This window comes from Glycomyces niveus (assembly GCF_017592475.1).
GTDB classification, from domain to species: domain Bacteria; phylum Actinomycetota; class Actinomycetes; order Mycobacteriales; family Micromonosporaceae; genus Glycomyces; species Glycomyces niveus.
The window spans coordinates 407,878-430,071 of sequence record NZ_JAGFNP010000005.1 but is presented as its reverse complement, the minus strand read 5'-3'; the positions used below and the strand labels follow the sequence as shown (position 1 = coordinate 430,071).

The window sequence follows — 22,194 nt, the reverse complement described above, 5'->3', positions numbered from 1 at the left end:
TCCTCCAAGGCCCGCAAGCTGGCGCTCGCGGCCCTCGAAGAGGTCGGGCTCGATGTCAAGCAGGCCGACCGGTTCCCCGATGAGATCTCCGGCGGACAGGCCCAGCGTGTGGCCATCGCCCGGGCGTTGATCGGCGAGCGGCGCCTGGTGCTGGCGGACGAGCCGACCGGCGCGCTCGACTCGCACACGGGCGAGGAGGTGTTGAAGCTGCTGCGCCGCCGCGTGGACGCGGGCGCGGCCGGACTCCTGGTCACCCACGACGCACGGCACGCGGGCTGGGCCGACCGGGTCGTGTTCCTGCGCGACGGCCGGATCATCGACACCTCCGCGCCGCTCGCCGGAGCGGACAGCCTGCTCGAAGGCGCGGGTTCGTAGCGTGAAGCGACTGCTGGCGAGCCAACGTCTCGCTTTCAGGATCGCGCGCCGCGAAGCGTGGCGCTACAAGGGGCGCTCGGCGCTCTCGATCACCCTGCTGGGACTGCCGCTGCTCGGCGTCGCCATCGGCGCCAGCGCGTTCGACACCGTCACGCTTGACGCCGAACAGGAGGTGGAGCAGTACGTCGGGACGAACGACGCGTACATCGAAGAGGTCTACCCCGGGCTGCCGATCTCCCAGCACACCTGGGACGAGAGCTACCCATGGTGGGACTGGGAGGACGCCGACACCGATGAGGAGCCCCCGGGGATCACCGAGGGGGGCATCCTCAACCAGCTGCCCATCGGGACCCGAATCACCCCTTACAGCACGTGGCCGGGCAGCGCGGAGCAGGCCGAGGTCGAGACGCCCAGCGGCATCGGCGAGATCGGCGTCATCGGCTACGACCTGAGCCACCCGAACTACGAGGCGGCCGGTTTCACGTACCTCGAGGGTTCGGCGCCGATCCGCGACCAGATCGTGCTCACCGAGGACGCGGCCGCGCACCTCGAGGTGGGCGTGGGCGACACGGTCACGTTCCTGGCCGGGCTGTCCGGCGAGGAGCACGAGGTCAGCGGGATCGTGGAGATCCCGTGGGACATCAACGGCGAGTATGCGATCGCCTCGTTCTTCCCGAACGACACCACCGGATGGCTGGTGGACACGCCTGAGGCGTTCACGCCCGAGGACGCCTCGGCGCTCAACGAGGTCGGGCTGACCGTGTGGTCGGGGGCGCTGCTGGACACGCCGCCCACCACCCCCGAGGGCATGTACTACGAGGACCCGATGGACTCGTTCTACCTCACGCTCTACGCGCTGATCGTGGTCTCCGTGGTCATGGAGGTCATCCTGCTGGCGGGTCCGGCGTTCGCGATCAGCGCGAAGCGGCGCACCCGCGAGTTCGCGCTCATGAGCGCCAACGGCGCGACACCTCGCCAGATCCGCGGCGTCGTCCTCGCCGGCGGCATCCTGTTCGGCATCATCGCCGCAGTGGTCGCGGTCCTCATCGGCATCGGCGTCGTCGCCGTCGGGCGGCCGCTACTCGAGCAGCTCGTCGGCCACCGCACCCCGGGCCTGGAGACCCTGCCGTGGCTGCAGGGCCTGCTCGTCCTCGCCGCCATCGCCACGGGCCTGCTCTCGGCGCTGGCCGCCGCGATCAGCGCCTCGCGCATCAACGTGGTCGCGGCGCTCATGGGCCGCACGCCGAACCGCAAGGGCTCGAAGCGCTGGCTCGTCATCGGCCTGGTCATGGTCGCGGGCGGTCTGGTCGCGGGCTTCGCGGGCATCTCGATCTGGAACATGCCGCTCATGGCGAGCGCGATCGTGCTGCTGCAGCTCGGCTTGGTGGCCTGCACGCCGGCGCTCCTGGCGGTGACGGCGAAGCTCGGGCGCTGGATGCCGCTCGCGCCGCGCATGGCGCTGCGGGAGGCCGGGCGCAACCGCGGCTCCGCGGCCCCTGCGATCGCGGCGGTCCTCGGCGTCGTGGCCGCCGGCATGGCGTTCACGCTGACGATGGCCGCGGACAACGTGCGCAACGAGGCCGGACAGGAGCGGATGCTGCCGGAGGGGACCGCGTCGCTGGTCCTCTACAACGAAACCGAGGAGTACGACCCGGAGACGGGCGAGCCGATCGGCGATCCAGACTGGGAGAGCGGGCTCGCGGAGTCCGAGGCGCGCCTGGCCCAGCACCTGGACGACCTGGAGCTGATCCCGGTGAATGCGGTGGGCGAATCGCAGACCTGCGGCAAGGAGGCCGACTTCCGGGAGGGCGCGGAGATCTGGTGCTGGCTGCAGCTCGTGCGGCCCGACGAGAACATGTGCGTGTACTGGGAGCTCCCGACCGAGACGGAGGAGCAGATCGCGGTGGCGGTGGAGCAGGCCCGCCAGGACCCGCACTGCGACGAGGAGTCGGACGCGTACGGGTACGGCATGTACGACGTCCCCGCCACCACCGACCCGGCGGTCGTCGCCGCGTACACGGGGCTCGATGGCGATGAGCTCGACGCGGCCGTGGCGGTCCTGGAGGACGGCGGCGTGCTCGTGGCCGACAAGTGGGCGGTCACCGCCGAGGGCACCGTGGTCTTCACGCAGGAGGTCTCGGAGATGGTCGAGGAGGAGGGGACTGCGTCCGAGCCGAAGGTCTACGAGGTCGAAGTGCCCGCCATGGCGGTGCACAAGGACCTGCTGGGTTACGGCGGGGTCATGTTCAGCCCCGGCGCGGCCGAGCTGGTGGGCATGGAGCCCTCGGTGTGGTCGCAGCGGTACCTGATCGAGACGTCCACGCCGATCGACGGGACGCTTCGCGAGGCGATCAGCGCGGACATGCGCGCCAAGCTGTCGGACGACTCGGTCTCGGCGGGCTTCAGCGTGGCCGACTACCGAGACACCGAGACGCTCTACATCCTGCTGGCCGTGGCCGGGCTGTGCGCGCTCATCACCCTCGGTTCGACCGCGGTGTCGACCGGGCTGATCATCGCCGAGCAGACGAAGGACATGACCACGCTCGGCGCGGTCGGCGCGGCGCCGGGCCTGCGCAAGCGGTTCGCGATGTGGCAGACGACGATGATCGCGGTGTTCGGCACGCTGATGGGCACGTTCGCGGGGCTGATCGGTTACGCGCTGATCCGCGAGGCGCTGAACCGGCCCATGACGAACAGCTACCCGTTCGAGACCCTCTACGGCTGGGAACTGCCGTGGACGAGTTTCGCGATCATGCTGGTGGCCGTCCCGGTCATCGCCGCGGTCGGGGCGCTCCTGTTCACCAAGGCGCGGCTCCCCAGCGAGCGGCGCTTGACGTAGCCCTCCGGGGAGAGCTGAGGGCCCCAGTGCGGTTCGCACTGGGGCCCTTGGCCTGTCGCGGGGGCGGCGCCGGCTCAACCCCTCGGAGACATCGGCATCTCACGGACCGGCGCCGCCCGCGTCAGGGTAGGAACCCGCTGCCACTCAACGCTGGTGCTCGGGCGTTCCGGCCGGGACGCCGCTGGAGGGCATGGTCAGGATCTCGAAGCCGTCGTCGGTGACGAGGAGGGTGTGCTCGAACTGGGCGGTCCACTTGCGGTCGCGGGTGACGGCGGTCCAGCCGTCGTCCCACATCTCGTGCTCGGCGGTGCCGAGGTTGATCATCGGCTCGATGGTGAAGGTCATGCCGGTCTCGATCTCGACCTCGAGGCCCGGGTTGTCATAGTGGGGCACGTAGAGGCCAGAGTGGAACGCGGTGCCGATGCCGTGGCCGGTGAACTGGCGGACGACGCCGTAGCCGAAGCGCTTCGCGTAGGCCTCGATGACCTTGCCTACGACGTTGAGCTGGCGGCCGGGCTTGACGGCCTTGATGCCGCGCCAGGTGGCCGCCCAGGTGCGCTCCACGAGGTCGCGGGCCTCCTGAGAGACGTCGCCGGCGAGGAAGGTGGCGTTGCAGTCGCCGTGGACGCCGCCGATGAAGGCGGTGATGTCGATGTTGACGATGTCGCCGTCCTGCACCACGGTGGAGTCGGGGATGCCGTGGCAGATGACCTCGTTGAGCGAGGTGCAGCAGGACTTCGGGTAGCCGCGGTAGCCGAGCGTCGAGGGGTAGGCGCCGAGGTCGCACAGGTTTTCGTGGACGATCCGGTCGAGCTCGTCGGTGGTGACGCCGGGGGCGACGGCCTTGCCGACGTTCTCGAGGGCGTCGGCGGCGATGCGCCCGGCGATGCGCATCCGCTCGATGGTCTCGGCGTCCTTCACCTCGGAGCCGGTGAACGGGGAAGGCGCGGGCTTGCCGACGTATTCGGGCCGCTCGATCGCTTCGGGGACGTTCCTGCGGGGACTCTGCCTGCCTGGGCGCAGCGCGGGACGGGTTTCCATCCGCCAAGCCTAACTTGAGGGGTTCGCGGGGGCCGCCGCGGCGAAGCCCGCGGGCCGGCGCCGGGCAGTGTCGCCGTCACCGAGCAGCCGCGTAGAAATCGACCCGCGGACGCGAAAACCTCTTGCGTTCCCGCTCGCCAGGCCGCATGCTGGGACGACCGGCGCACCCCTGTCCGAATGTTCGGGCGGGGCGGTCCGGGACCCCGTGGCGGACTCTCCTACCGAGCCGGCGCGGGGCGCGGCTCCCGCGAGAGCGCCGCCGCCCGGCTCTGGCCGGACGCGGCAATACGACACCTCCCGCGGTCGAGCGCCCCGCCTGTCCAACCCAGGCGGCGTGCAGTCGCCCCGCGTCGGCTCACCACACCTCTACCCCGCGCAGCGCGAAGGCCCGCAGCCTTCGGATCGGCTGCGGGCCTTGGCGAAAGCCTCGTGATCAGGCGGCTTCGAGCTCCTTGGTGGGCGCTTCCGCGTCAGCCTCGGCGGCCACGTCCATGTCGGCGGTGCCGACCTCCCGGGCCAGCCGCTCCCAGAGCATCCCGCCGGAGTGGGCGAGCGCGCCGATGATCGAGGGCACGAACGGCAGCACCCAGTCGGCGAGGAACCCCGAGTGCGGCATGTTCAGCACGAGCATGGCCGAACCGGCGCACAGCAGGCCTTGGAGGGTGCCGCGCCAGGCGGCGCGGGTGCCGTCGACGACCGCCTCGCGACGCTCGGTCGCGGGGTCGTGGAACTCCGAGAGGCCGGCGGCGTCGCGGCGGCCGAGGTAGGCGCCGACGACCGCTTGGACGGCGGTGCCGGAGACGACTGCGGCGAGCAGGCTGTTCTTGGTGACCACGTATATCAGGGCGAAGAGCAGGCCGCCGCCGAGGACGGTGAGCACGCCTCGGATCCAGTCGGCCTTCTCGCCCGGGTACCAGTAGTACTTGGTGACGCCCTCGGAAATCTGCCGTTCGAACTTCCCCATGCCAGGTCGCCCTCCCCTTTCGCGGACGCAGCCGTCAGCTGCGCTTGACACGCACGGAAGTCATTATGCGCGGCACCGGACGGCGGTTCGGCGAAATCCCCTGTAGTCACGTTTGTGGAATTTCGCACAAGATGCGCTCGATGTCGGATTTTCCGTCGTGTCGCGAAGCCCTCAACTGGTGCTGCTGACCAGCCTAAAGAAGGATCGCCGACGGGTGAGTCGGCGATCCGACAGTTCCGTCAGTGGACTTGGACGACCGGTCCGGCCAGGCCCTTGAGCTCCTCGGGCAGGTCCGCGCCCATCGCCTCGGCCAGCTTCACGGCCTCCTCGATGAGCGTCTCCACGATCTGCGACTCCGGGACGGTGCGGATGACCTCGCCCTTGACGAAGATCTGGCCGCGGCCGTTGCCGCTCGCCACGCCCAGGTCGGCCTCGCGGGCCTCGCCGGGGCCGTTCACGACGCAGCCCATGACGGCCACGCGCAGCGGGACCGGCAGGCCCTCGAGCCCGGCCGTGACCTGCTCGGCGAGCGTGTACACGTCCACCTGGGCGCGCCCGCACGACGGGCACGAGACGATCTCCAGGCCGCGCTCCTTGAGGCCCATCGACTCCAGGATCTGGTTGCCGACCTTGACCTCCTCGACCGGCGGGGCCGAGAGGGAGACGCGGATGGTGTCGCCGATGCCCTCGGCGAGGAGCGCGCCGAACGCGGCGGCGGACTTGATGGTGCCCTGGAAGGCGGGGCCGGCCTCGGTGACGCCCAGGTGCAGCGGGTAGTCGCACTGCTGGGACAGGAGCCGGTAGGCCTTGATCATGACGACCGGGTCGTTGTGCTTGACCGAGATCTTGATGTCGCGGAAGTCGTGCTCCTCGAACAGCGAGGCCTCCCACAGCGCGGACTCGACCAGCGCCTCCGGGGTGGCCTTGCCGTACTTGGCGAGCAGCCGCTTGTCGAGCGACCCGGCGTTCACCCCGATGCGGATCGGCGTCCCGGCGTCCTTGGCGGCCTTGGCGATCTCCCCCACCCGGTCGTCGAACTGCTTGATGTTGCCGGGGTTGACGCGCACGGCGGCGCACCCGGCATCGATCGCGGCGAAGACGTACTTCGGCTGGAAGTGGATGTCCGCGATGACCGGGATCTGCGACTGCTTCGCGATGACCTTGAGCGCGTCGGCGTCGTCCTGGGTCGGGCACGCGACGCGGACGATCTGGCAGCCTGTGGCGGTGAGCTCGGCGATCTGCTGCAGCGTCGCGCCGATGTCCGAGGTGCGGGTGGTGGTCATCGACTGGACGCTGATGGGCGCGCCGCCGCCGACGAGGACGCCGCCGACGTTGAGCTGCCGGGTCGGGCGGCGCGGGGCGAGCGGTTCGACCTCGTGGTCGTGGCGCTTGGTGGGGATACCGAGGTTCACTGCGGTCATGTGGCCAGTTTCCACCCTGATTCGCGGGTTAGTTGAAGATAGTGATCGGGTTGACGATGTCTGCGGTGATCGTCAGCAGCATGAAGCCGCCCAGGAGGACGATCACAGCGTAGGTGAGCGGCATGAGTTTCATGTAATCGACACGCCCGGGATCGATTTTTCCTCGCTTCACGGCGATCCACGACCGGGCCTTCTCGAACCAGGCGATCGCGATGTGCCCGCCGTCCATCGGCAGGAGCGGCAGCAGGTTGAAGATGCCGATGAAGTAGTTCAGGACCACCAGGAGCATGAAGAACATCGCCCACTGGTCGTACTGGACCATCTCACCGCCGAGGCGCGAGGCGCCCACGACGCTGACGGGCGAGTCCGCGCTGCGCTCGCCGCCCATGATCGCGTCCCACAGCGGCGGGATCTTCGAGGGCAGCTGGCCGAGGGCGATGAACGTCTCCTTGAACATCTCGCCGGTGGAGCTGAAGGTCTCGCCGATGCCGTCGATCGGGCCGACCGCGACGGTCGGGGCGATCGCGGGGTCGCTGTACACGAAGACGCCGAGGCGGGCGACCGTCTCGGTCGTGCCGTCCTCCTTCTCGGCGGTGGCCGCGTACGGGACGACCTCGACGGTCTTCGCGGTGCCGTCGCGGTCGACGGTGACCTCGACCGGCTGCTCCGGGGTGAGGCCGGAGACGGTGGCGACGAGCGACTCCCAGTCGGTGACGGCGGTGCCGCCCACGGAAGTGATCGCGTCGCCGTCCTCGATGCCGGCGGCGTAGGCCGGGCCTTCGATCTGGCCTGCGGCACAGTCGCCCGCCGCGGGGGCGGTGGTGTCGGTGGACTCGACGCACGGTGCGACCGTGACCTGCGCGTTCTGCTCGGATTCGGTGATCCGCTCGGCGTAGGCCGGGTTGGCGACGACGCCGACGAAGGAGACCAGGATCCACAGGGCGATGAAGCCGATGATGAAGTGCGTGACCGAGCCGGCCGCGAGCACGACCGTGCGCTGCCACAGCGGCTTGCGCCAGAACACCCGCTTCTTGTCGGCCTCGGAGAGCTCCTCCTCGTCCTCCTCGAGCGGGGTCATGCCGGTGATCTTGACGAACCCGCCGAGCGGGATGCCCTTGAGGCCGTACTCGGTCTCGCCCTTCCGGAAGGACCACAGGGTGGGTCCGAAGCCCACGAAGTAGCGGGTGACCTTCATGCCGAAGCCCTTGGCCGTGAGCATGTGGCCGAATTCGTGCAGGCTCACGGAGATGAGGATCGCCAACGCGAACAGGACGATCCCGGTGATGTAGGCCAGCAAGTCGGTCTCCTTCTAACGCTCGGACGCGTCCAACACTAGCCGTCGGGCGCACGCGCGCGCCCAGTTCTCCGCCTCGAGTACGTCTGCGACACTTCCGGGTCGGCCGAACTCGGGAGCAGCTTCGAGAACGCTCGAAATCGTGTCGACGATGCCGAGGAACGGGAGCCGCCCGTCGCGGAAGGCCGCGACGGCCTCCTCGTTGGCGGCGTTGTAGACGGCGGGCATGAGGCCGCCGGCGCGGCCGGCGTCCTTGGCGAGGGCGACCGCCGGGAACGCGGTCGCGTCGAGCGGCTCGAAGTGCCAGTCGGCGGCCTTCGTCCAGTCGACCGGGCGGGCGGATCCGGGGAGGCGGTCGGGCCAGGCGAGCGCGTGGCCGATGGGCAGGCGCATGTCCGGCGGGGAGGCCTGGGCGATGGTGGAGCCGTCGGTGAACTCGACCATCGAGTGGATCACCGACTGCGGGTGCACGACCACCTCGATGTCGTCGTACGACACGTCGAAGAGCTCGTGGGCCTCGATCACCTCGAGCGCCTTGTTCACCATGGTCGCGGAGTTGATCGTGACGACCGGCCCCATGGCCCAGGTCGGGTGCGCCAGCGCCTGCTCGACCGTGACCTCGGCGAGCTCGCCGCGCGACCTGCCGCGGAACGGCCCGCCTGAGGCGGTGAGCACGAGCTTCGCGACCCGCTCCATCGAACCCGAGCGCAGGCACTGCGCCAGCGCGGAGTGCTCGGAGTCGACCGGGACGAGCTGGCCGGGCCGCGCGACCTCCCGCACGAGCGGGCCGCCCGCGACGAGGGACTCCTTGTTGGCAAGGGCCACTTGGCGTCCCGCTTCGAGGGCGGCGAGGGTCGGGGCGAGCCCGATGGAGCCGTTGATGCCGTTGAGGACGGTGTCGCAGGGCCAGGCCGCGAGCTCGGCCATGGCGCCGCGGCCCGCGATGAGCTTGGGCATGCGGGCGTCGCCGGAGGTCCAGCCCTGCTTGGTCGCGGCCGCGAACAGGCGCAGCTGCACGTCCTCGAGGGCCTTCGCGTCGGCGACCGCGACGACGTCGACGCCCAGTTCGATCGCCTGCTCGGCCAGGAGCGCCGGATTGCCGCCGCCCGCGCCGATGCCGACGACGCGGAAGCGGTCGGGGTTGCTGCGGACGATGTCGATGGCCTGAGTCCCGATGGAGCCGGTGGACCCCAGGAGCACGATCTCGCGTTGGTCAGTCACGGGCATGATTATCCGCTAGCGGAAAACCACCGTTTTGGTGCCGTTGATGAGGACGCGGTCGTCCAGGTGGGCGGCCAGGCCGCGGGCCAGGCAGGTCGATTCGAGGTCGCGGCCGGCGGCCACCAGCTCCTCGGGGCTGTGCGCGTGGTCGACGCGCGCGACCTCCTGCTCGATGATGGGGCCCTCGTCGAGGTCGGCGGTGACGTAGTGGCAGGTCGCGCCGATGAGCTTGACGCCGCGGTCGTGCGCTTGGTGGTAGGGCTTGGCGCCCTTGAAGCTCGGCAGGAACGAGTGGTGGATGTTGAGGATCTTGCCGGGGAGCTTGGCGCAGAAGTCCGAGGAGAGGATCTGCATGTACCGGGCCAGGACCACGGTGTCGATGCGCTCCTCTTCGATGAGGTCGAGGATCCGCTGCTCCTGCACGGCCTTGCCCTCGGGGCCGACGGGCAGGTAGTGGAAGGGCACGCCCGACGAGGCGGCCAGGTCGGCCCAGTCGGGGTGGTTCGAGACGACCGCGGCGGCCTCGCCGTGGAGGGCGCCGATGCGGAAGCGGTAGAGCAGGTCGTTGAGGCAGTGGCCCTGCTTGGAGGCCATGATGAGGACGCGGCGCTTGACGGCGCGGTCATGGAGCTGCCAGTCCATGTCGAATTCGCGGGCGATCTCGGTGAAGCCCACGGCCAGCTCGTCGCGCTGAGCGGCAGTGTTGAACTCGACCCGCATGAAGAAGCGGCCCGATCCGTGCTCGGAGAACTGCTGGGAGTCCTCGATGTTGGCGTCGCGGCGGGTGAGGAAACCCGAGACGGCGTACACGATGCCGAGGCGGTCGGGGCACGAGAGCGTGAGCACGAACTGGCTGGTCATCCTACCAATGATACGGAGGGCTCCGGGCGGGCGACAATGGAGTTCACTCACGGGCGGATTGTCACGGGGCGTCACGCTCGGGGCGGCGGGCCCTGGACAAGGAGGAAGGGCGGACTCTTTCAAGTTCGCCCTTCGACCTTCAATATAACACACTCAGAGTGAAATACAAGTCACCCTCAGTACTTGATTTTAGGCGCCGATCTCCGCGCTCAACTGCTCCATGAACGACGCCGTGGTCTCCTCGACCGTGGTCGAGTCGAAGATCATCGTCTCGAACACGCCGAGCATGATGTCCGCCGCCGAGCCCGAGCCGACCGGCGGCACCGGCGGGCCCGCGGCCAGGTCCGGCGTCAGGTCGGCGATGTACGCCGCACCCAGCGCCTGGTCCGCCGGCAGCTGCGGCAGGATCCGCTCCCGCTGCGCCATGTTCGAGGGCAGGCCCCGGTCGCCGAGCATGAGGTCCAGCGACTCGTCGCTGTTGAGCAGGAAGTCCACCAGCTTCGCCGCAGCGGCCCGGTCCGAGGTGGTCCGCGAGACCGACCAGAACATGGCCGACTTCAGGTACAGGCCCGGCTGCGAGCCCTCCGACTCCCCCGGCACGCGCAGCAGCACCAGCTCCGATCCGAGCACCTTCTGGAGCGCCCCGATCTGGTTCGTCCAGTAGAACTCGGTCGCACCGGCGCCGGTCGCCAGCGGGGCCTGGTCCTGGCCCGCGGCGAAGGACTCGACGATCTTGCTCGCCTCCGGAATGGCCCCGGAGTCGCGCAGGTCGATGACCATCTGCCACCAGGCGTTCATCGTCTCGGGGGTGAAGCCGAGCTTGCCGTCCTCGGTGTACAGGCTCTCGCCGCGCTGGCGGGCGAACACGTTGAACAGCGACTCGTTCGGGAACGTGATGGCCGAGTTGCCGATCGCCTTGCCGGACGCCGAGATGTCCGTGGTGAACTGCATGAAGTCGGCCCAGGTCCAGGTCTTGTCGTCGGGCATGGCCACGCCGGCCGCCTCGACGAGCGCGGGGTTGACCACGAGTGCCATCGCGTTCACGCCGGTGGGGATGCCGTAGGTCTTGCCGTCGAACTGACCGGTCTTGAGGGTGCCCTCCTCGATGTTCGACAGGTCGATGTCGAGCTCTTCGAGCGCGAGGAGCGCGTTCTTGTCGGCGTAGTCGCGCAGGTAGCGGTCGTCCTGCTGGAGGACGTCCGGCGCGTTGTTGCCCGAGACCGAGACGTTGAGGGCGTCCCAGTAGGAGTCGAACTCGTTCGGGCTGGGCTTGATCGTGATGCCCTCGTTCTTGGCGAGGAAGGCGTCGACGATCTTCTGGGTGTACTCGTGGCGGGGGTCGGAGCCCCACCACCAGAAGTCCAGTTCGCCGTCGCCCTTGTCTCCGCCGCCTTCGCCGCCGCAGGCCGCGAGGAGGGGAGCGGCCGCGGCGCCGAAGATCCCGGCTTTGGCGAGCGTTCTCCGAGAGACGCCCGAGGGGTTGGATGACTGCATTATCTGTCGTCCTTTCAGGACTGTGTGAGGGCTGGTTGCCGGATTTACTTGATGCCGGTGGTGGCGATACCCCGAACGAGGTAGCGCTGCCCGGCGAGGAAGAACCCGAAGATCGGGCCAAGAGCCACAATAGACATCGCGAAGAGCGCGCCCCAGTTGGTGGTGCCCGTCGAGTCCATGAACAGGCGCAGCGCCAGGGGCACGGTCTGGAGGTCGACGTCGCGCAGGTAGATCAGCTGCGAGTAGAAGTCGTTCCAGGTCCAGATGAAGGTGAAGATCGCGGTCGTCGCCAGCGCGGGCATGCACAGCGGCATGATGACGCGCAGGTAGGTGCCCCAGTAGCCGCAGCCGTCGATGGAGGCGGCCTCGTCGAGCTCCTTGGGCAGTCCGCGGATGAACTGGACCATGAGGAAGACGAAGAACGCGTCGGTCGCCAAGAGCTTGGGCACGATGAGGGGCCAGAAGGTGTCGACCCAGCCGAGCTCGTTGAACAGGATGTACTGCGGGATGATCACGACGTGGATCGGCAGCATGATGGTGCCGAGCATGATCGCGAAGAGCATGCCGCGCATGGGGAACTTGAGCCGGGCGAAGGCGTAGGCGGCCATCGAGCAGGAGACCAGGTTGCCGAGGATGGACCCGGCGACGATGACCATCGAGTTCCAGATGTACTTCTCGAACGGGTGCGGCAGGGCGTTCCAGCCGTCGGCGTAGTTGCCCCACTCCCAGGAGGAGGGGACGAGGCCGGGGTCGGAGAAGATCTCGTCGAGCGGTTTGAGGCTGGCCGAGAGCATCCACAGCAGCGGGTAGATCATGACCATCGCGGCGGCGATGAGCACCAGGTGGAAGACGAATCGTTTCAATCCGACCGTCGCGGAGGACTGCTTGGCGCGCGGCCGGGCCGGCGCGGGGGTCGGAGTCTCAGTCATTGTCGCCATAGAACACCCAGAATTTCGACATGAGGAAGTTGAGCGCGGTGAAGATCGCGATGATGGCCAGCAGGAGCCAGGCGATGGCCGAGGCGTAGCCCATGTCGAACTGGGTGAAGCCCTGGTCGTAGAGGTAGAGCGTGAGGAACATCGTGGAGTCGGCCGGGCCGCCCTTGCCGCTGGAGATGATGAACGCCTGCGTGAAGGACTGGAACGAGTTGATGATCTGCAGCACGAGGTTGAAGAAGATGATGGGGGTCAGCAGCGGCAGGGTGACGCTCCAGAACCGCTGCAGGACGCCGGCGCCGTCGATCTTGGCGGCCTCGTAGTACATGCTCGGGATCTGCCGCAGGCCCGCCAGGAAGATGATCATCGGTGAGCCGAAGGTCCACACGTGCAGGATGATGAGGGTGCCGAGGGCGTAGTCGGGGTGGGAGACCCAGCCTTCGCCCTGGATGCCGAAGAGCGCGAGGAGCTGGTTGACGAGGCCTTCGGTGCCGAAGACCTGCCGCCACATGATCGCGATGGCGACGGAGCCGCCGAGCAGCGAGGGCAGGTAGAAGACCGAGCGGTAGAAGGCCATGCCGCGCAGGCCGCGGTCGAGGACGATCGCGAGGAGGAGCGCGGCGGCGAGCTGCAGGGGCACCGAGACGAAGGTGTAGACGGCCGTGACCTTGATGGCGTTGGCCAGCCGCGGGTCGTCGAGCATGCGGGCGTAGTTCTCGCCGCCGACCCATTCGCCGTAGCCGAGGCTGTAGTCGGTGAACGAGAGGTAGAACGAGGCGATCATGGGGCCGATGGTGATGGCCAGGAGACCGATCAGCCATGGCGACAGGAAGCTCAGCGCGGCCCACCGCTCGCGGGAGCGGATCGTCGTGCCGGTCCTCCTGCGGGCCTGTGCCGGGCCCGGGGAGGGTGCGGAAGCGGCGTGCCCGGGGGGTGCTCCCGAGCTGCGCTGCTTCGGGCGCACCACAGCGACATCGTTGTCGGTCATAAGGTTTTGGGACCTTTCGGAGGGGGGGTCTGCTCCTAGATCACATCAGGCTATGCAACCGCTTGCCCCGTGTCAATGCTTCAACTTAAATTCATGGATATCTTTCGGGTCGCGGAGTGGGAACGTTCCCGTATAGAGGTTTCGCCACTCCCGCAACACGAGACGGCCCGCCCGGTTCACACCGGGCGGGCCGCTGATTCCCTAGTGGATGATCAGGGCTCAGACGTGGGCGTGCGGCCGCTCCTCGACGGGCGCGACCGAGTCGTCGCCCTCCTTGATGCCGTACTTGGAGTACAGCCTGGCGAGCGGGCCCGGGACCCACCAGTTGGCCCGGCCCAGCAGGCGCATCGTGGCGGGCACGAGCAGCATCCGCACCACGGTCGCGTCCAGGAAGATCGCGATCGCCATGCCCAGGCCGATCATCTTCATGAAGGTGATGCCGCTGAAGGCGAACGCGCCCACCACCACGATGAGGATCAGGGCCGCGGCGGTGATGATCGAGCCGGTGGACTGCATGCCGCGCAGGACGGCGGTGCGGTTGTCGGCGCCCTTGTCCCACTCCTCGCGCACCCGCGAGAGCAGGAAGACCTCGTAGTCGGTGGCGAGGGCGAAGAGCAGCGCGATCATGAGCAGCAGGTTCGACGGGTCGATGTAGCCCGAGGGCGTGAAGTCCAGCAGGCCCGAGAGGTGGCCCTCCTGGAAGATCCACACCACGATGCCCAGGGCCGCGCCGAGCGACACGGCGTTCATCAGGACCGCCTTGACCGGCAGCACGATCGAGCCGAAGGCCAGGAACAGGACCGCCATCGTGACGATGACGATGTAGCCGAGCATGTAGGGCAGGCCCTCGCCGATCGCGTCGAGCATGTCGACCCGGTCGGAGGCGCCGCCGGTCACGTACAGGTCGGCGCCGTCGATCTCGATCGCGCGGGCGTCCTCGATGAGGGCGCGGGCGTCGGCGCTGAACGGGTCGAGGTCGTAGAGGACGTCGAACAGGAACGCGTCGGCGGTCGGCTCTGCGGCGGGCACGACGTCGTCGACGTTGTCGAGCGCCAGCAGCGCCTCGGTGGCCTCCGCGGCCGCTTCTTGGCCACCGGTGACCATGACCTGGAAGCGTTCCTCGCCACCGCCGGGGAAGTCGGCGGCGATCGTCTCGGTGACCACGCGCGACTCCGCGTCCTTCGGCATGTCGCGCTCGTCGACGCCGCCGAACTGGACGCCGAGGATCGGGCTGGCGAGCAGCGCCATGAACGCGAGGACCGGCAGCAGCACGAGCACGGGGCGGCGCATGACGCCGGCCGCGAGGCCGTGCCAGAACCCGGAGTCGGTCTTGGGCTGCTTGTGCTTTCGCCAAGGCAGCCGGCCCTTGTCGACGCGGTTGCCGAGCAGATAGAGGACCGCCGGGAGCGCCACGAGCGCCGAGAGCATGGCGACGCCGACCGCGGACATGACGCCGTACGCGATGCCGTGCAGGAACGGCACGTCGACCAGGAGCAGGCCGCCCATCGACAGGACGATGATGATGCCGGAGACCATGACGGTGCGGCCGGCGGTGGCGACGGTGTTGAGCACGGCGGCGCGCTTGTCGCGGCCGTGCGCCAGCTCCTCGCGGAACCGGCGCAGCACGAACAGCGAGTAGTCGATGGACATGCCGAGGCCGATGATGGTGATGACGTTCGCGGCGAAGACCGAGACGTCGGTGAACTCGGTGATGACGCGGGTGATGGCGAAGCCGCCGAGGATCGACATGCCGCCGATGAGCAGCGGCAGCGAGGCGGCCACGAGCGCGCCGAAGACCACGATCATGATGAGCAGCAGGATCGGCATCGAGATCATCTCGGCGATCTCGAGGTCGTGCTGGACCTGCTCGTTGAGGTCGGCGAAGATCGCGGCGCCGCCGCCGAGGGAGACGGTGAGGTCGCCGGTGTCCCCGGCGTCCCGCAGCTCGTCCTCGATCGACTCGTAGACCCCGGCCAGCTCCTCGTCGGAGGCGCCGGAGAGCGAGACGGCCGCGTAGGTCGCGTGCCCGTCCTCGGAGACGAACGACGGGAGCTGCGTGTCGTAGTAGGAGGTGACGCTCTTGACCTCGTCGAGAGCGTCAATGTCGGCGACCGCGCCCTGGACGGCCTCGGCGAAGGCCGGATCGTCCGCGGTGAGCGTGTCGGACTCGTACAGCACCACCACGTCCGCCCCGATGGAGCCGAACTCCTCCTCGATCGCCTCGGCGTCGACCACGGAGCGGGAGTCCTGGGAGACGTATCCTCCGTCGGTGAACTCGTCGAACACGCCGAGGCCCCAGGTCGCGCCGATCGCGAACACGGCCGCGATACCAGCGACGATGAACCAGCGGGCCTTGATGACCGCTCTGCCTAGCAGGGAGTACATGTGCTTCTCCAAAAAAGGTGAGGCATTGACCGCTGGTGCGCGAGGGGCGTCCGGCGGTAGGATGGTGAGCGTTGATTAGTTAGCTAACGGTGTTCACTTTAATAAACGCCCCACGAAAGAGTCAACACCGTTAACTAAGTTGTAGCCTGAGGAGAGCAGTGACTTCGAACACCGCGGGAGGCCCGTCCCGTCGCGAACGGATGCGCGCCGAGACGATCGCCGAGATCAAGGCGAGCGCCAGAAGCCAGCTCCTGCAGCACGGCCCCAGCGGGATCTCGCTGCGGGCCATCGCCCGCGACGTCGGCGTCACGGCTGCAGCGCTCTACCGCTACTTCGACAGCCTGGACGCACTCCTCATGGAGCTGTGCTGCGACCTCTACGACGAACTTATCGCCGAAACCCGCAAGGCGATGGACGCATCGCCGCCCGAGGCGCACCTCGAACGGATGAAGGCCTGGATCTGGGCCTTCCGCGAGTGGGCGGTGACCAACCGCCGCGAGTTCGAGCTCATGATCTCCTTCCCGGAGGACCACAACGCCATGGCGATGTGCGCGCGGGCTGGCGAGGCGGCCGGGCTGCCGTTCGACCCGATCACCGCCAAATCGATGGAGCACGCGCAGCTGTGCGGCGGCGAGCTCGCGAAGTTCTACGAGGAGACGAGTTCGCAGGGCGGCGGTATCCCGCCGGTGCAGCTGCCCGAGCTCTCCCCCGGGCTGACCGCCGAGCTCCGGGACCGGTGCGCGCTGTTCGTCGTCGGCGAGACGGTGCCGCTGGCGTGGATCTTTTCGTTCGTCTCGGGCTGGGTGCGGGTGTTCGGCCTGGTCGTGATGGAGGCCTTCGGGAACCTGCCGGTTCAGGAGCACGTGGACGAGTTCTACAAGTCCCAGATCCTGATGATGATGCACGACTTCGGCATCGAGGGCTGAGGACGCGGAGAGGCCCGGACCGTCGTCGGTCCGGGCCTTCGCGCGTCGTCTAGGAGGCGGGAGCCTCTTCGGCAGGGCAGCTCCTGATGTCGTGCCCGACCGAGGTCATGCACTTGCCGGACTTCAGGTTCCACTTCCAGCCGTGCATCTGGCAGGTGAGGACCCCGTCCTCGACCTTGCCGAACACCGAGAGGTCGGCCTTGAGGTGCGGGCAGCGGCGCTGGAACTGCCAGCCCTGGACCGTGATGTCCTCGTCGTCGGGGCGCTGCTCGGCGTACCAGCCCTCGGCGTACTGCAGGCGCTCCTCGGAGAGGCACTTGAAGAACGCGTACACGTACTCGTTGTACTGGCCGATGCGCGCGGCCGTGAAGCGGCAGGAGAGGAACAGCGAGTTGACCCAGTCGACCTCGCGGATGTGCAGCAGGTGCTCGATGAGGCGCCGCTCGGTGCGGAAACGGTAGCGGACCTTCGCCCCGTCGTCGGGGTAGATCTTGCGCTCGAGGAAGTCGAACACGATCGACTCGACGACCTGGTCCGAATCGGGGGCGGTGAGGTCGAAGCGGACGGGTCCGCCGATGCCGGTGGCGATGTGCTCGGCCTGCGCCATCAGGGGCTCGATGCGCTCGCGCAAGGTCTCGAGGACGTCGATCTCCGGGTGCGACCAGGAGGCCTTCTCCGCTTCGAGGCGCGGCTGCATCCGCTCCTTGTACTCGTCCAGGTGCTGCTTCTTGTTGTCGAACCACTCGCGCAGGTCGTCGACCGGGTGCACGACCGAGGCCGAGCCGTCGGCGCTGATCTCGGCCACGGAACCGGGCAGCAGGATGATGTTCTGCTTGCGCCCCTGCTCCTCCAGCCAGTCCACATAGGCCATCTGGTCGGGGAAGATGTTGCCCTCGTCGCCGAACACGTCGTTGAACTGGTACAGCGAGTCGTCCAGGAAGCAGGGCGGGCCGGCGATCGGGAACACCCAGTCGCCCTTGACGTCGTCGATGTACCGCAGCGAGCGGTCGAAGCCGCGCTCGCGCTTCTGCTTCCCGAAGGCGCGCTTGGCGTTGTCGGGCAGCTCGTAGACCATCGGGAACCAGATCGCGCCCGAGAACTGCAGCAGGTGGGCGTGGATCTTGCCGTGCTGCAGGAACACGCTCATGTCCGTGGGGCGCGCGTCGTTCTGGTTGAGCATGCGGGTGCCGTCGGCGTCCTCGACCCACAGCGACGAGTCGCCGATCGGGCCGTCCGTGGGGCTCGTGAGCGCCTGGATCATGACCTTGACGCCGCCGGGGAGCTCCACGATCTCCTCGGAGACGGTCTTGATGAACTTGTGGAAGCCCAGGGCGCGCAGCTCGGTCTCCAGCTCCGAGGTGGGGTACTCGGGCAGCAGGACCGTCGTCTCCTTGCTGATGTGCTCCGAGAGGTTCTCCTCGTCGAAGTGGTCGCGGTGCAGGTGCGAGACGTACAGGTAGTCGGCCTGGCCGAGCGTGCCCCAGTCCAGCTGCGAGTTGTCGGGGAAGGGGAACCACGAGGCGAAGTAGGCGGGGTTCACCCAGGGATCGCACAGGATCGACCCCGCGGCGGTCTCGATGAACATGCTGGCGTGGCCAGTACCGGTGATTCGCACAGTGACCCTTCCGGACAAGAGGACGACGACGCCTTCCAGCCTACAAGTCACAGCATCGACGGGGCCCGGACGTTCGGGCTTGTGGCGTGGGAGACTGTGGCCGAACAACGAAGAGGTCGGAGGAAGTCACATGGCCGCAGAAGAGCAGGTGCTCTCGCCCGCGCAGCGCAAGCCCACCAGCCGCAAGGCCCTGTACACCGCGCTGAGCGTCGCCATCGTCATCAACCTGGCGTACCTGTTCGGCAACCACCAGGGCTGGATCGAGGACGTCTTCATCGGCATCACCGTCCTCGTGCTCCTCGGCGTCATCGTCTCCGACGCCTGGATGCGCAAGACCGGTCTGCGCTAGGCCGCCGCCCCGGGAACGGGGTCACGAACGCCGGAGGGGCGGGTCCGCTGTCGCGGACCCGCCCCTCCATCGCGTCTCACATCAGTGCATCATGCCGCGGCGGGCGAACATCTCGCGCACCTCGCGCAGGGCCGAATCCACTTCGGCCTCGAAGTACCCGCCCTGGACCAGGGAGAACTGGCTCGTGTCCAGTTCACGGTCGGAGAGCGGCACCGGGTTGCGCCCGGTCATCGCCGCGGAGACCGCGTCGAACATCTGGTCGACCTGGCTGGGGTCGTAGCCCGAGCCGAAGCGGCGCGGCTGGAAGGCCCGGCGCATCTGCTCGAGGCGCTGCACGTCGTCCGGGGTGAACGGGGAGTCGGACGCCCGCATCTCGGTCGTCATCTCCTCGCGGCCGTGGCGGCCGGGGGCCTCGAACGCGCCGCGGCCCTCGTACGGGTTGCGGCGGCCGAAGTCAGGCGGGGTCGCCGCGCCTCGCGGCGCGCCGCCCTGCTGGCCGAACCCGCCGGTGTTGTCGACGGGAGGCGCGGGCGGAGCGCCCTGCGGTCCACCTTGCGGGCCGAACCCAGGGCCGTCGGCGGGGCCGGGAGGCGGCCCGGCGGGCGCGCCGAAGCCGCCCGTCGGCTCGTGCTGCGGGCCGCGGTCGAAGCCCTGCGGCTGCATGGGCGGACTCGGGGCGGCCGCGCGGCGGCCGTATCCGGTGTCCTCCTGCGGCTGCTGGCCGCCCTGCTGGCCGAACCCGCCGCCGCCGGGCTGGCCGTAGTCGCGGCCGCGCGGACCGCCGTACGGGTCGGACTGCTGCGGCTCGGGGCGGCCCATAGGGTTCTGCCCCATGCCGTTCACGAGGTTCTGCGGGATCGCCTGGGTCGGCGCCGCGGGCGGCATCGGCTCGGGTTCGGGCGGGGCGTAGCGGTCGGCGCGCGGGATCGCGCCGGACGGCGGGCCCTGGTGGCCGCCCTGCATGGGCGGCTGCTGCATCGGGGGCTGCTGCGGCATGCCGCGGCGGCTCCCGGTGTCGCTGAACTCGTCGTCGTAGGCCGCGCCGAACCCGGGGGCGGGCTCGGGGGCGGAACGGCGTCCCTGGCCGTACACGCCCTCGCCCTGGCCGTAGCCGGGGCCGTCGTTCGGACCGAAGCCGCCGGGGCCGTCGCCGCCCGGGCCGAAGCCCGCGGGGGCGTCGTTCTGCCCGAACGGGGCGGGAACGTCGTTCGGCGCGCTCGGCTGTCCGAAGCCGCCGCCGCGGCGGGGGTCGGACTGGAGCGGCAGCTGCTCGGTGGCGCCGTGCGGGATCGGCCCGGCCTGCGGGCCGTCGTGCATCGGCATCCCGGCGCGGGGCACGGCCTGCGTCGGCGGGGCGAAGTCGCCGCGCGCCGGCTCAGGGGCGCGGGGCGCGCCGTACTCGTTGCCGAAGCCGGGCTCGGGGGCGCCGCCGCGCGGGCCGAAGCCGTTGCTGCCGTTGGCACCGCGCTGCCCGGCGAAGTCGCCTTGCGGCGGTCCGAAGTCGTTCTGCGGGGGGCCGAAATCGTTCGCGGGGGCGCCGAAGTCGGGGCCGCCGCGGCCGAAGTCACCCTGGCCCGGGCTGAAGTCGTTCGGACCGGGACCGAAGTCCTGCCCGCCGCGGCCGAAGTCCTGGCCGCCGCCGCGCTCGGCGCTGAGCCCGTGGTTCGCTCCGCCGCGCTGCGCGAACGGGTCGTCGTAGTCGTCGTCGGGAGGGCCGGCGAGGAAGCCGAAACCCTCGTCGTCACCGCCGCGCAGATCGCCGAAGCCCTCGTTGTCCTGGGGGGCGGGGGCGGCGGCGCGACCGCCGCGGCCGCGGCCGACCGGTTCGGGGGCGGGGGGCGGGGGGGCCATCTCGCGGGCGGCCATCATCTCGTGCGCGGGGATCGCTTGCGTCGCAGCGGGGATGACCTGGGTCGCCTGGGGTTCGGGGGCGCGTCTGGAGCCGGGGGCCGCCTGCATCGGCGGGGCGGGGGCGGCGCCGACCTCGGCCTTCCCGTAGTCGGGGGCGGGGGCGGTGCCGAGGACGCCGCGCTCCTCGAGCTCGGCGAGCTGGCGCGCGACCCGGTCGAGGTAGACGTCCACCTGCCACTCGTCGTAGCCGCCGAAGCGGACTCTGAAGACGACGTCGTCGACCTCGTCGGCCGACACGGGGCTGCCCACCGGCTCCCCGGCGAGGGTCGCCTCGACGCGGTCCAGGAACGCGTCGACCTCGTCGACCTTGTAGCCCCGGCTCAACGCCCGGCGCCGGAACCGGTCACCATGACTCGCCACTACCAAGCCACCCTTCTCCGCCTAATCCTCGGCGCCGGTGGCGCCGAGCGGCTTCGCGCCGGCGCGGCCGGGCGTGCCGGCCTCCCGGACCGAAGCGGCCAGCTGCCCGCAGGCGCCGTCGATCTCTTGGCCGCGCGTATCGCGCACCGTCGTGGACACACCCGCGGCCCGCAGCCGCCGTACGAACTCCGCTTCGACCGGCTTGGGACTGGCGTCCCAGCGGCTCCCCGGAGTCGGGTTCAATGGAATCAGGTTGACGTGCACGAGCTTGCCCGCGAGCAGCTTCCCGAGGAGGTCCGCCCGCCACGGCTGGTCGTTGACGTCCCTGATCATCGCGTACTCGATCGAAACACGACGTTTCGTCACCCGAGCGTACTCCCAGGCCGCGTCGAGCACTTCGGCGACCTTCCAGCGGGTGTTGATGGGGACGAGCTCGTCGCGGAGCTCGTCGTCGGGGGCGTGGAGCGAGACCGCCAGCGTCACCGGCAGGCCCTCTTCCGCGAGCTTCTTGATGGTGGGCACCAGGCCTACCGTGGAGACGGTGATGTTCCGCGCCGACATGCCGATGCCGTCCGGCACGGGGCCGGTGATGAGGTGCAGGGCGCTCTTGAGGCGGGCCCAGTTCGCGAGCGGCTCGCCCATGCCCATGAACACGAGGTTCGACAGCCGCCCCAGCCCGCGCTCCTCGGCGATCCGCGCGGCCGCGACCACCTGGTCGACGATCTCGGCGGTGGTGAGGTTGCGGGTCAGCCCGGCCTGGCCGGTGGCGCAGAACGGGCAGGCCATGCCGCACCCGGCCTGCGAGGACACGCACGCGGTCACCCGGTCGGGGTAGGCCATGATGACGCTCTCGACGAGCGCGCCGTCGTAGAGGCGCCACACGGCCTTGATGGTCTTGCCGTCGTCGCACGAGTCGACGCGCACCGGGTCGAGGAGCCGCGGGAGCAGCGCCTCGCCGATGGCCTCGCGCGCGGCGGCGGGAAGGTCGGTCATGAGGGACGCGTCGCCGACGTGGCGGCCGAAGTACTGCTGGCGCAGTTGCTTGGCGCGGAAGGCGGGCTGCCCGATCTCGGAGAGAACGGACTGGCACCCGGCCAGGTCGAGGTCGGCGAGGTGTCGCGGCGCGGCCTTGCGGGGGCGCGGTTCGGTCAACGTGAGTGCTACAGACATGTCACGACCTAGTCTCGCATGACAGGACCGGAACCCGCCAACCCC

The 22,194-nt window shown here is 69.4% G+C and carries 16 protein-coding genes and 1 pseudogene; 4 read left to right on the top strand and 13 right to left on the bottom strand.

What is annotated here, in order from left to right:
• Together J5V16_RS12540 and J5V16_RS12535 are read left to right on the top strand one after the other, a co-directional pair.
• On the top strand, window positions 1-375 hold a 375-nt coding region (locus tag J5V16_RS12540; protein ID WP_208496609.1), incomplete at its 5' end, for an ATP-binding cassette domain-containing protein.
• A gap of 1 nt (window position 376) precedes the next feature.
• On the top strand, window positions 377-3,214 hold the full coding sequence (locus J5V16_RS12535) for an FtsX-like permease family protein (RefSeq protein WP_208496608.1): 2,838 nt from the start codon (window positions 377-379) through the stop codon (window positions 3,212-3,214).
• 144 nt (window positions 3,215-3,358) lie between these two features.
• Here the strand turns inward: J5V16_RS12535 and map are convergent, their stop codons facing one another.
• From map to J5V16_RS12485, 10 genes are all read right to left on the bottom strand, one after another.
• Window positions 3,359-4,255, bottom strand: coding sequence for a type I methionyl aminopeptidase (gene map, locus J5V16_RS12530; RefSeq protein ID WP_208496607.1), 897 nt, complete (start codon window positions 4,253-4,255; stop codon window positions 3,359-3,361).
• 433 nt (window positions 4,256-4,688) lie between these two features.
• The gene (locus J5V16_RS12525) at window positions 4,689-5,219 is read right to left on the bottom strand and encodes a hypothetical protein (RefSeq protein WP_208496606.1); all 531 of its coding nucleotides are present in this window, start codon (window positions 5,217-5,219) and stop codon (window positions 4,689-4,691) included.
• A gap of 239 nt (window positions 5,220-5,458) precedes the next feature.
• Entirely contained in the window at window positions 5,459-6,640 is a 1,182-nt protein-coding gene (gene ispG, locus J5V16_RS12520; RefSeq protein WP_208496605.1) for a flavodoxin-dependent (E)-4-hydroxy-3-methylbut-2-enyl-diphosphate synthase, read from the bottom strand.
• 28 nt (window positions 6,641-6,668) lie between these two features.
• Window positions 6,669-7,934, bottom strand: coding sequence for a M50 family metallopeptidase (locus tag J5V16_RS12515; protein WP_408612418.1), 1,266 nt, complete (start codon window positions 7,932-7,934; stop codon window positions 6,669-6,671).
• Between the two features lie 15 nt (window positions 7,935-7,949).
• The gene (dxr, locus tag J5V16_RS12510; protein ID WP_408612417.1) at window positions 7,950-9,134 is read right to left on the bottom strand and encodes a 1-deoxy-D-xylulose-5-phosphate reductoisomerase; all 1,185 of its coding nucleotides are present in this window, start codon (window positions 9,132-9,134) and stop codon (window positions 7,950-7,952) included.
• Window positions 9,135-9,170: 36 nt separating this feature from the next.
• Window positions 9,171-10,016 (bottom strand): formyltetrahydrofolate deformylase, encoded by an 846-nt coding sequence (purU, locus tag J5V16_RS12505; RefSeq protein ID WP_208496602.1) that lies wholly within the window; start codon window positions 10,014-10,016, stop codon window positions 9,171-9,173.
• A gap of 189 nt (window positions 10,017-10,205) precedes the next feature.
• The gene (locus tag J5V16_RS12500) at window positions 10,206-11,510 is read right to left on the bottom strand and encodes an ABC transporter substrate-binding protein (protein ID WP_208496601.1); all 1,305 of its coding nucleotides are present in this window, start codon (window positions 11,508-11,510) and stop codon (window positions 10,206-10,208) included.
• Window positions 11,511-11,554: 44 nt separating this feature from the next.
• Entirely contained in the window at window positions 11,555-12,448 is an 894-nt protein-coding gene (locus tag J5V16_RS12495) for a carbohydrate ABC transporter permease (protein WP_408612413.1), read from the bottom strand.
• Window positions 12,432-13,433 (bottom strand): carbohydrate ABC transporter permease, encoded by a 1,002-nt coding sequence (locus J5V16_RS12490; RefSeq protein ID WP_208496599.1) that lies wholly within the window; start codon window positions 13,431-13,433, stop codon window positions 12,432-12,434. Before J5V16_RS12490 ends, J5V16_RS12495 begins: the two co-directional genes overlap by 17 nt.
• A 219-nt stretch (window positions 13,434-13,652) precedes the next feature.
• Window positions 13,653-15,818: an MMPL family transporter gene (locus J5V16_RS12485; RefSeq protein ID WP_208496598.1), complete on the bottom strand. Its 2,166-nt coding sequence runs from the start codon at window positions 15,816-15,818 to the stop codon at window positions 13,653-13,655.
• 158 nt (window positions 15,819-15,976) lie between these two features.
• Between J5V16_RS12485 and J5V16_RS12480 the strand changes: the two genes are divergently transcribed.
• Window positions 15,977-16,744 (top strand): TetR/AcrR family transcriptional regulator, encoded by a 768-nt coding sequence (locus tag J5V16_RS12480; RefSeq protein ID WP_208496597.1) that lies wholly within the window; start codon window positions 15,977-15,979, stop codon window positions 16,742-16,744.
• Between the two features lie 49 nt (window positions 16,745-16,793).
• Here J5V16_RS12480 and J5V16_RS12475 read toward each other — a convergent pair whose 3' ends face one another.
• Window positions 16,794-18,359 (bottom strand): Rieske 2Fe-2S domain-containing protein, encoded by a 1,566-nt coding sequence (locus J5V16_RS12475; RefSeq protein WP_208496596.1) that lies wholly within the window; start codon window positions 18,357-18,359, stop codon window positions 16,794-16,796.
• A gap of 130 nt (window positions 18,360-18,489) precedes the next feature.
• Here J5V16_RS12475 and J5V16_RS12470 point away from each other — a divergent pair, with 130 nt between their 5' ends.
• Window positions 18,490-18,708, top strand: coding sequence for a hypothetical protein (locus tag J5V16_RS12470; RefSeq protein WP_208496595.1), 219 nt, complete (start codon window positions 18,490-18,492; stop codon window positions 18,706-18,708).
• 1,998 nt (window positions 18,709-20,706) lie between these two features.
• Here the strand turns inward: J5V16_RS12470 and J5V16_RS25720 are convergent.
• Together J5V16_RS25720 and rlmN are read right to left on the bottom strand one after the other, a co-directional pair.
• Window positions 20,707-20,979 (bottom strand): annotated as a pseudogene (locus tag J5V16_RS25720) (DivIVA domain-containing protein); the annotation flags it as partial.
• Between the two features lie 21 nt (window positions 20,980-21,000).
• A complete protein-coding gene (gene rlmN / locus J5V16_RS12460; RefSeq protein WP_208496593.1) occupies window positions 21,001-22,149 on the bottom strand; it encodes a 23S rRNA (adenine(2503)-C(2))-methyltransferase RlmN in 1,149 nt (382 codons plus the stop codon).
• Window positions 22,150-22,194 lie beyond the last annotated feature (45 nt).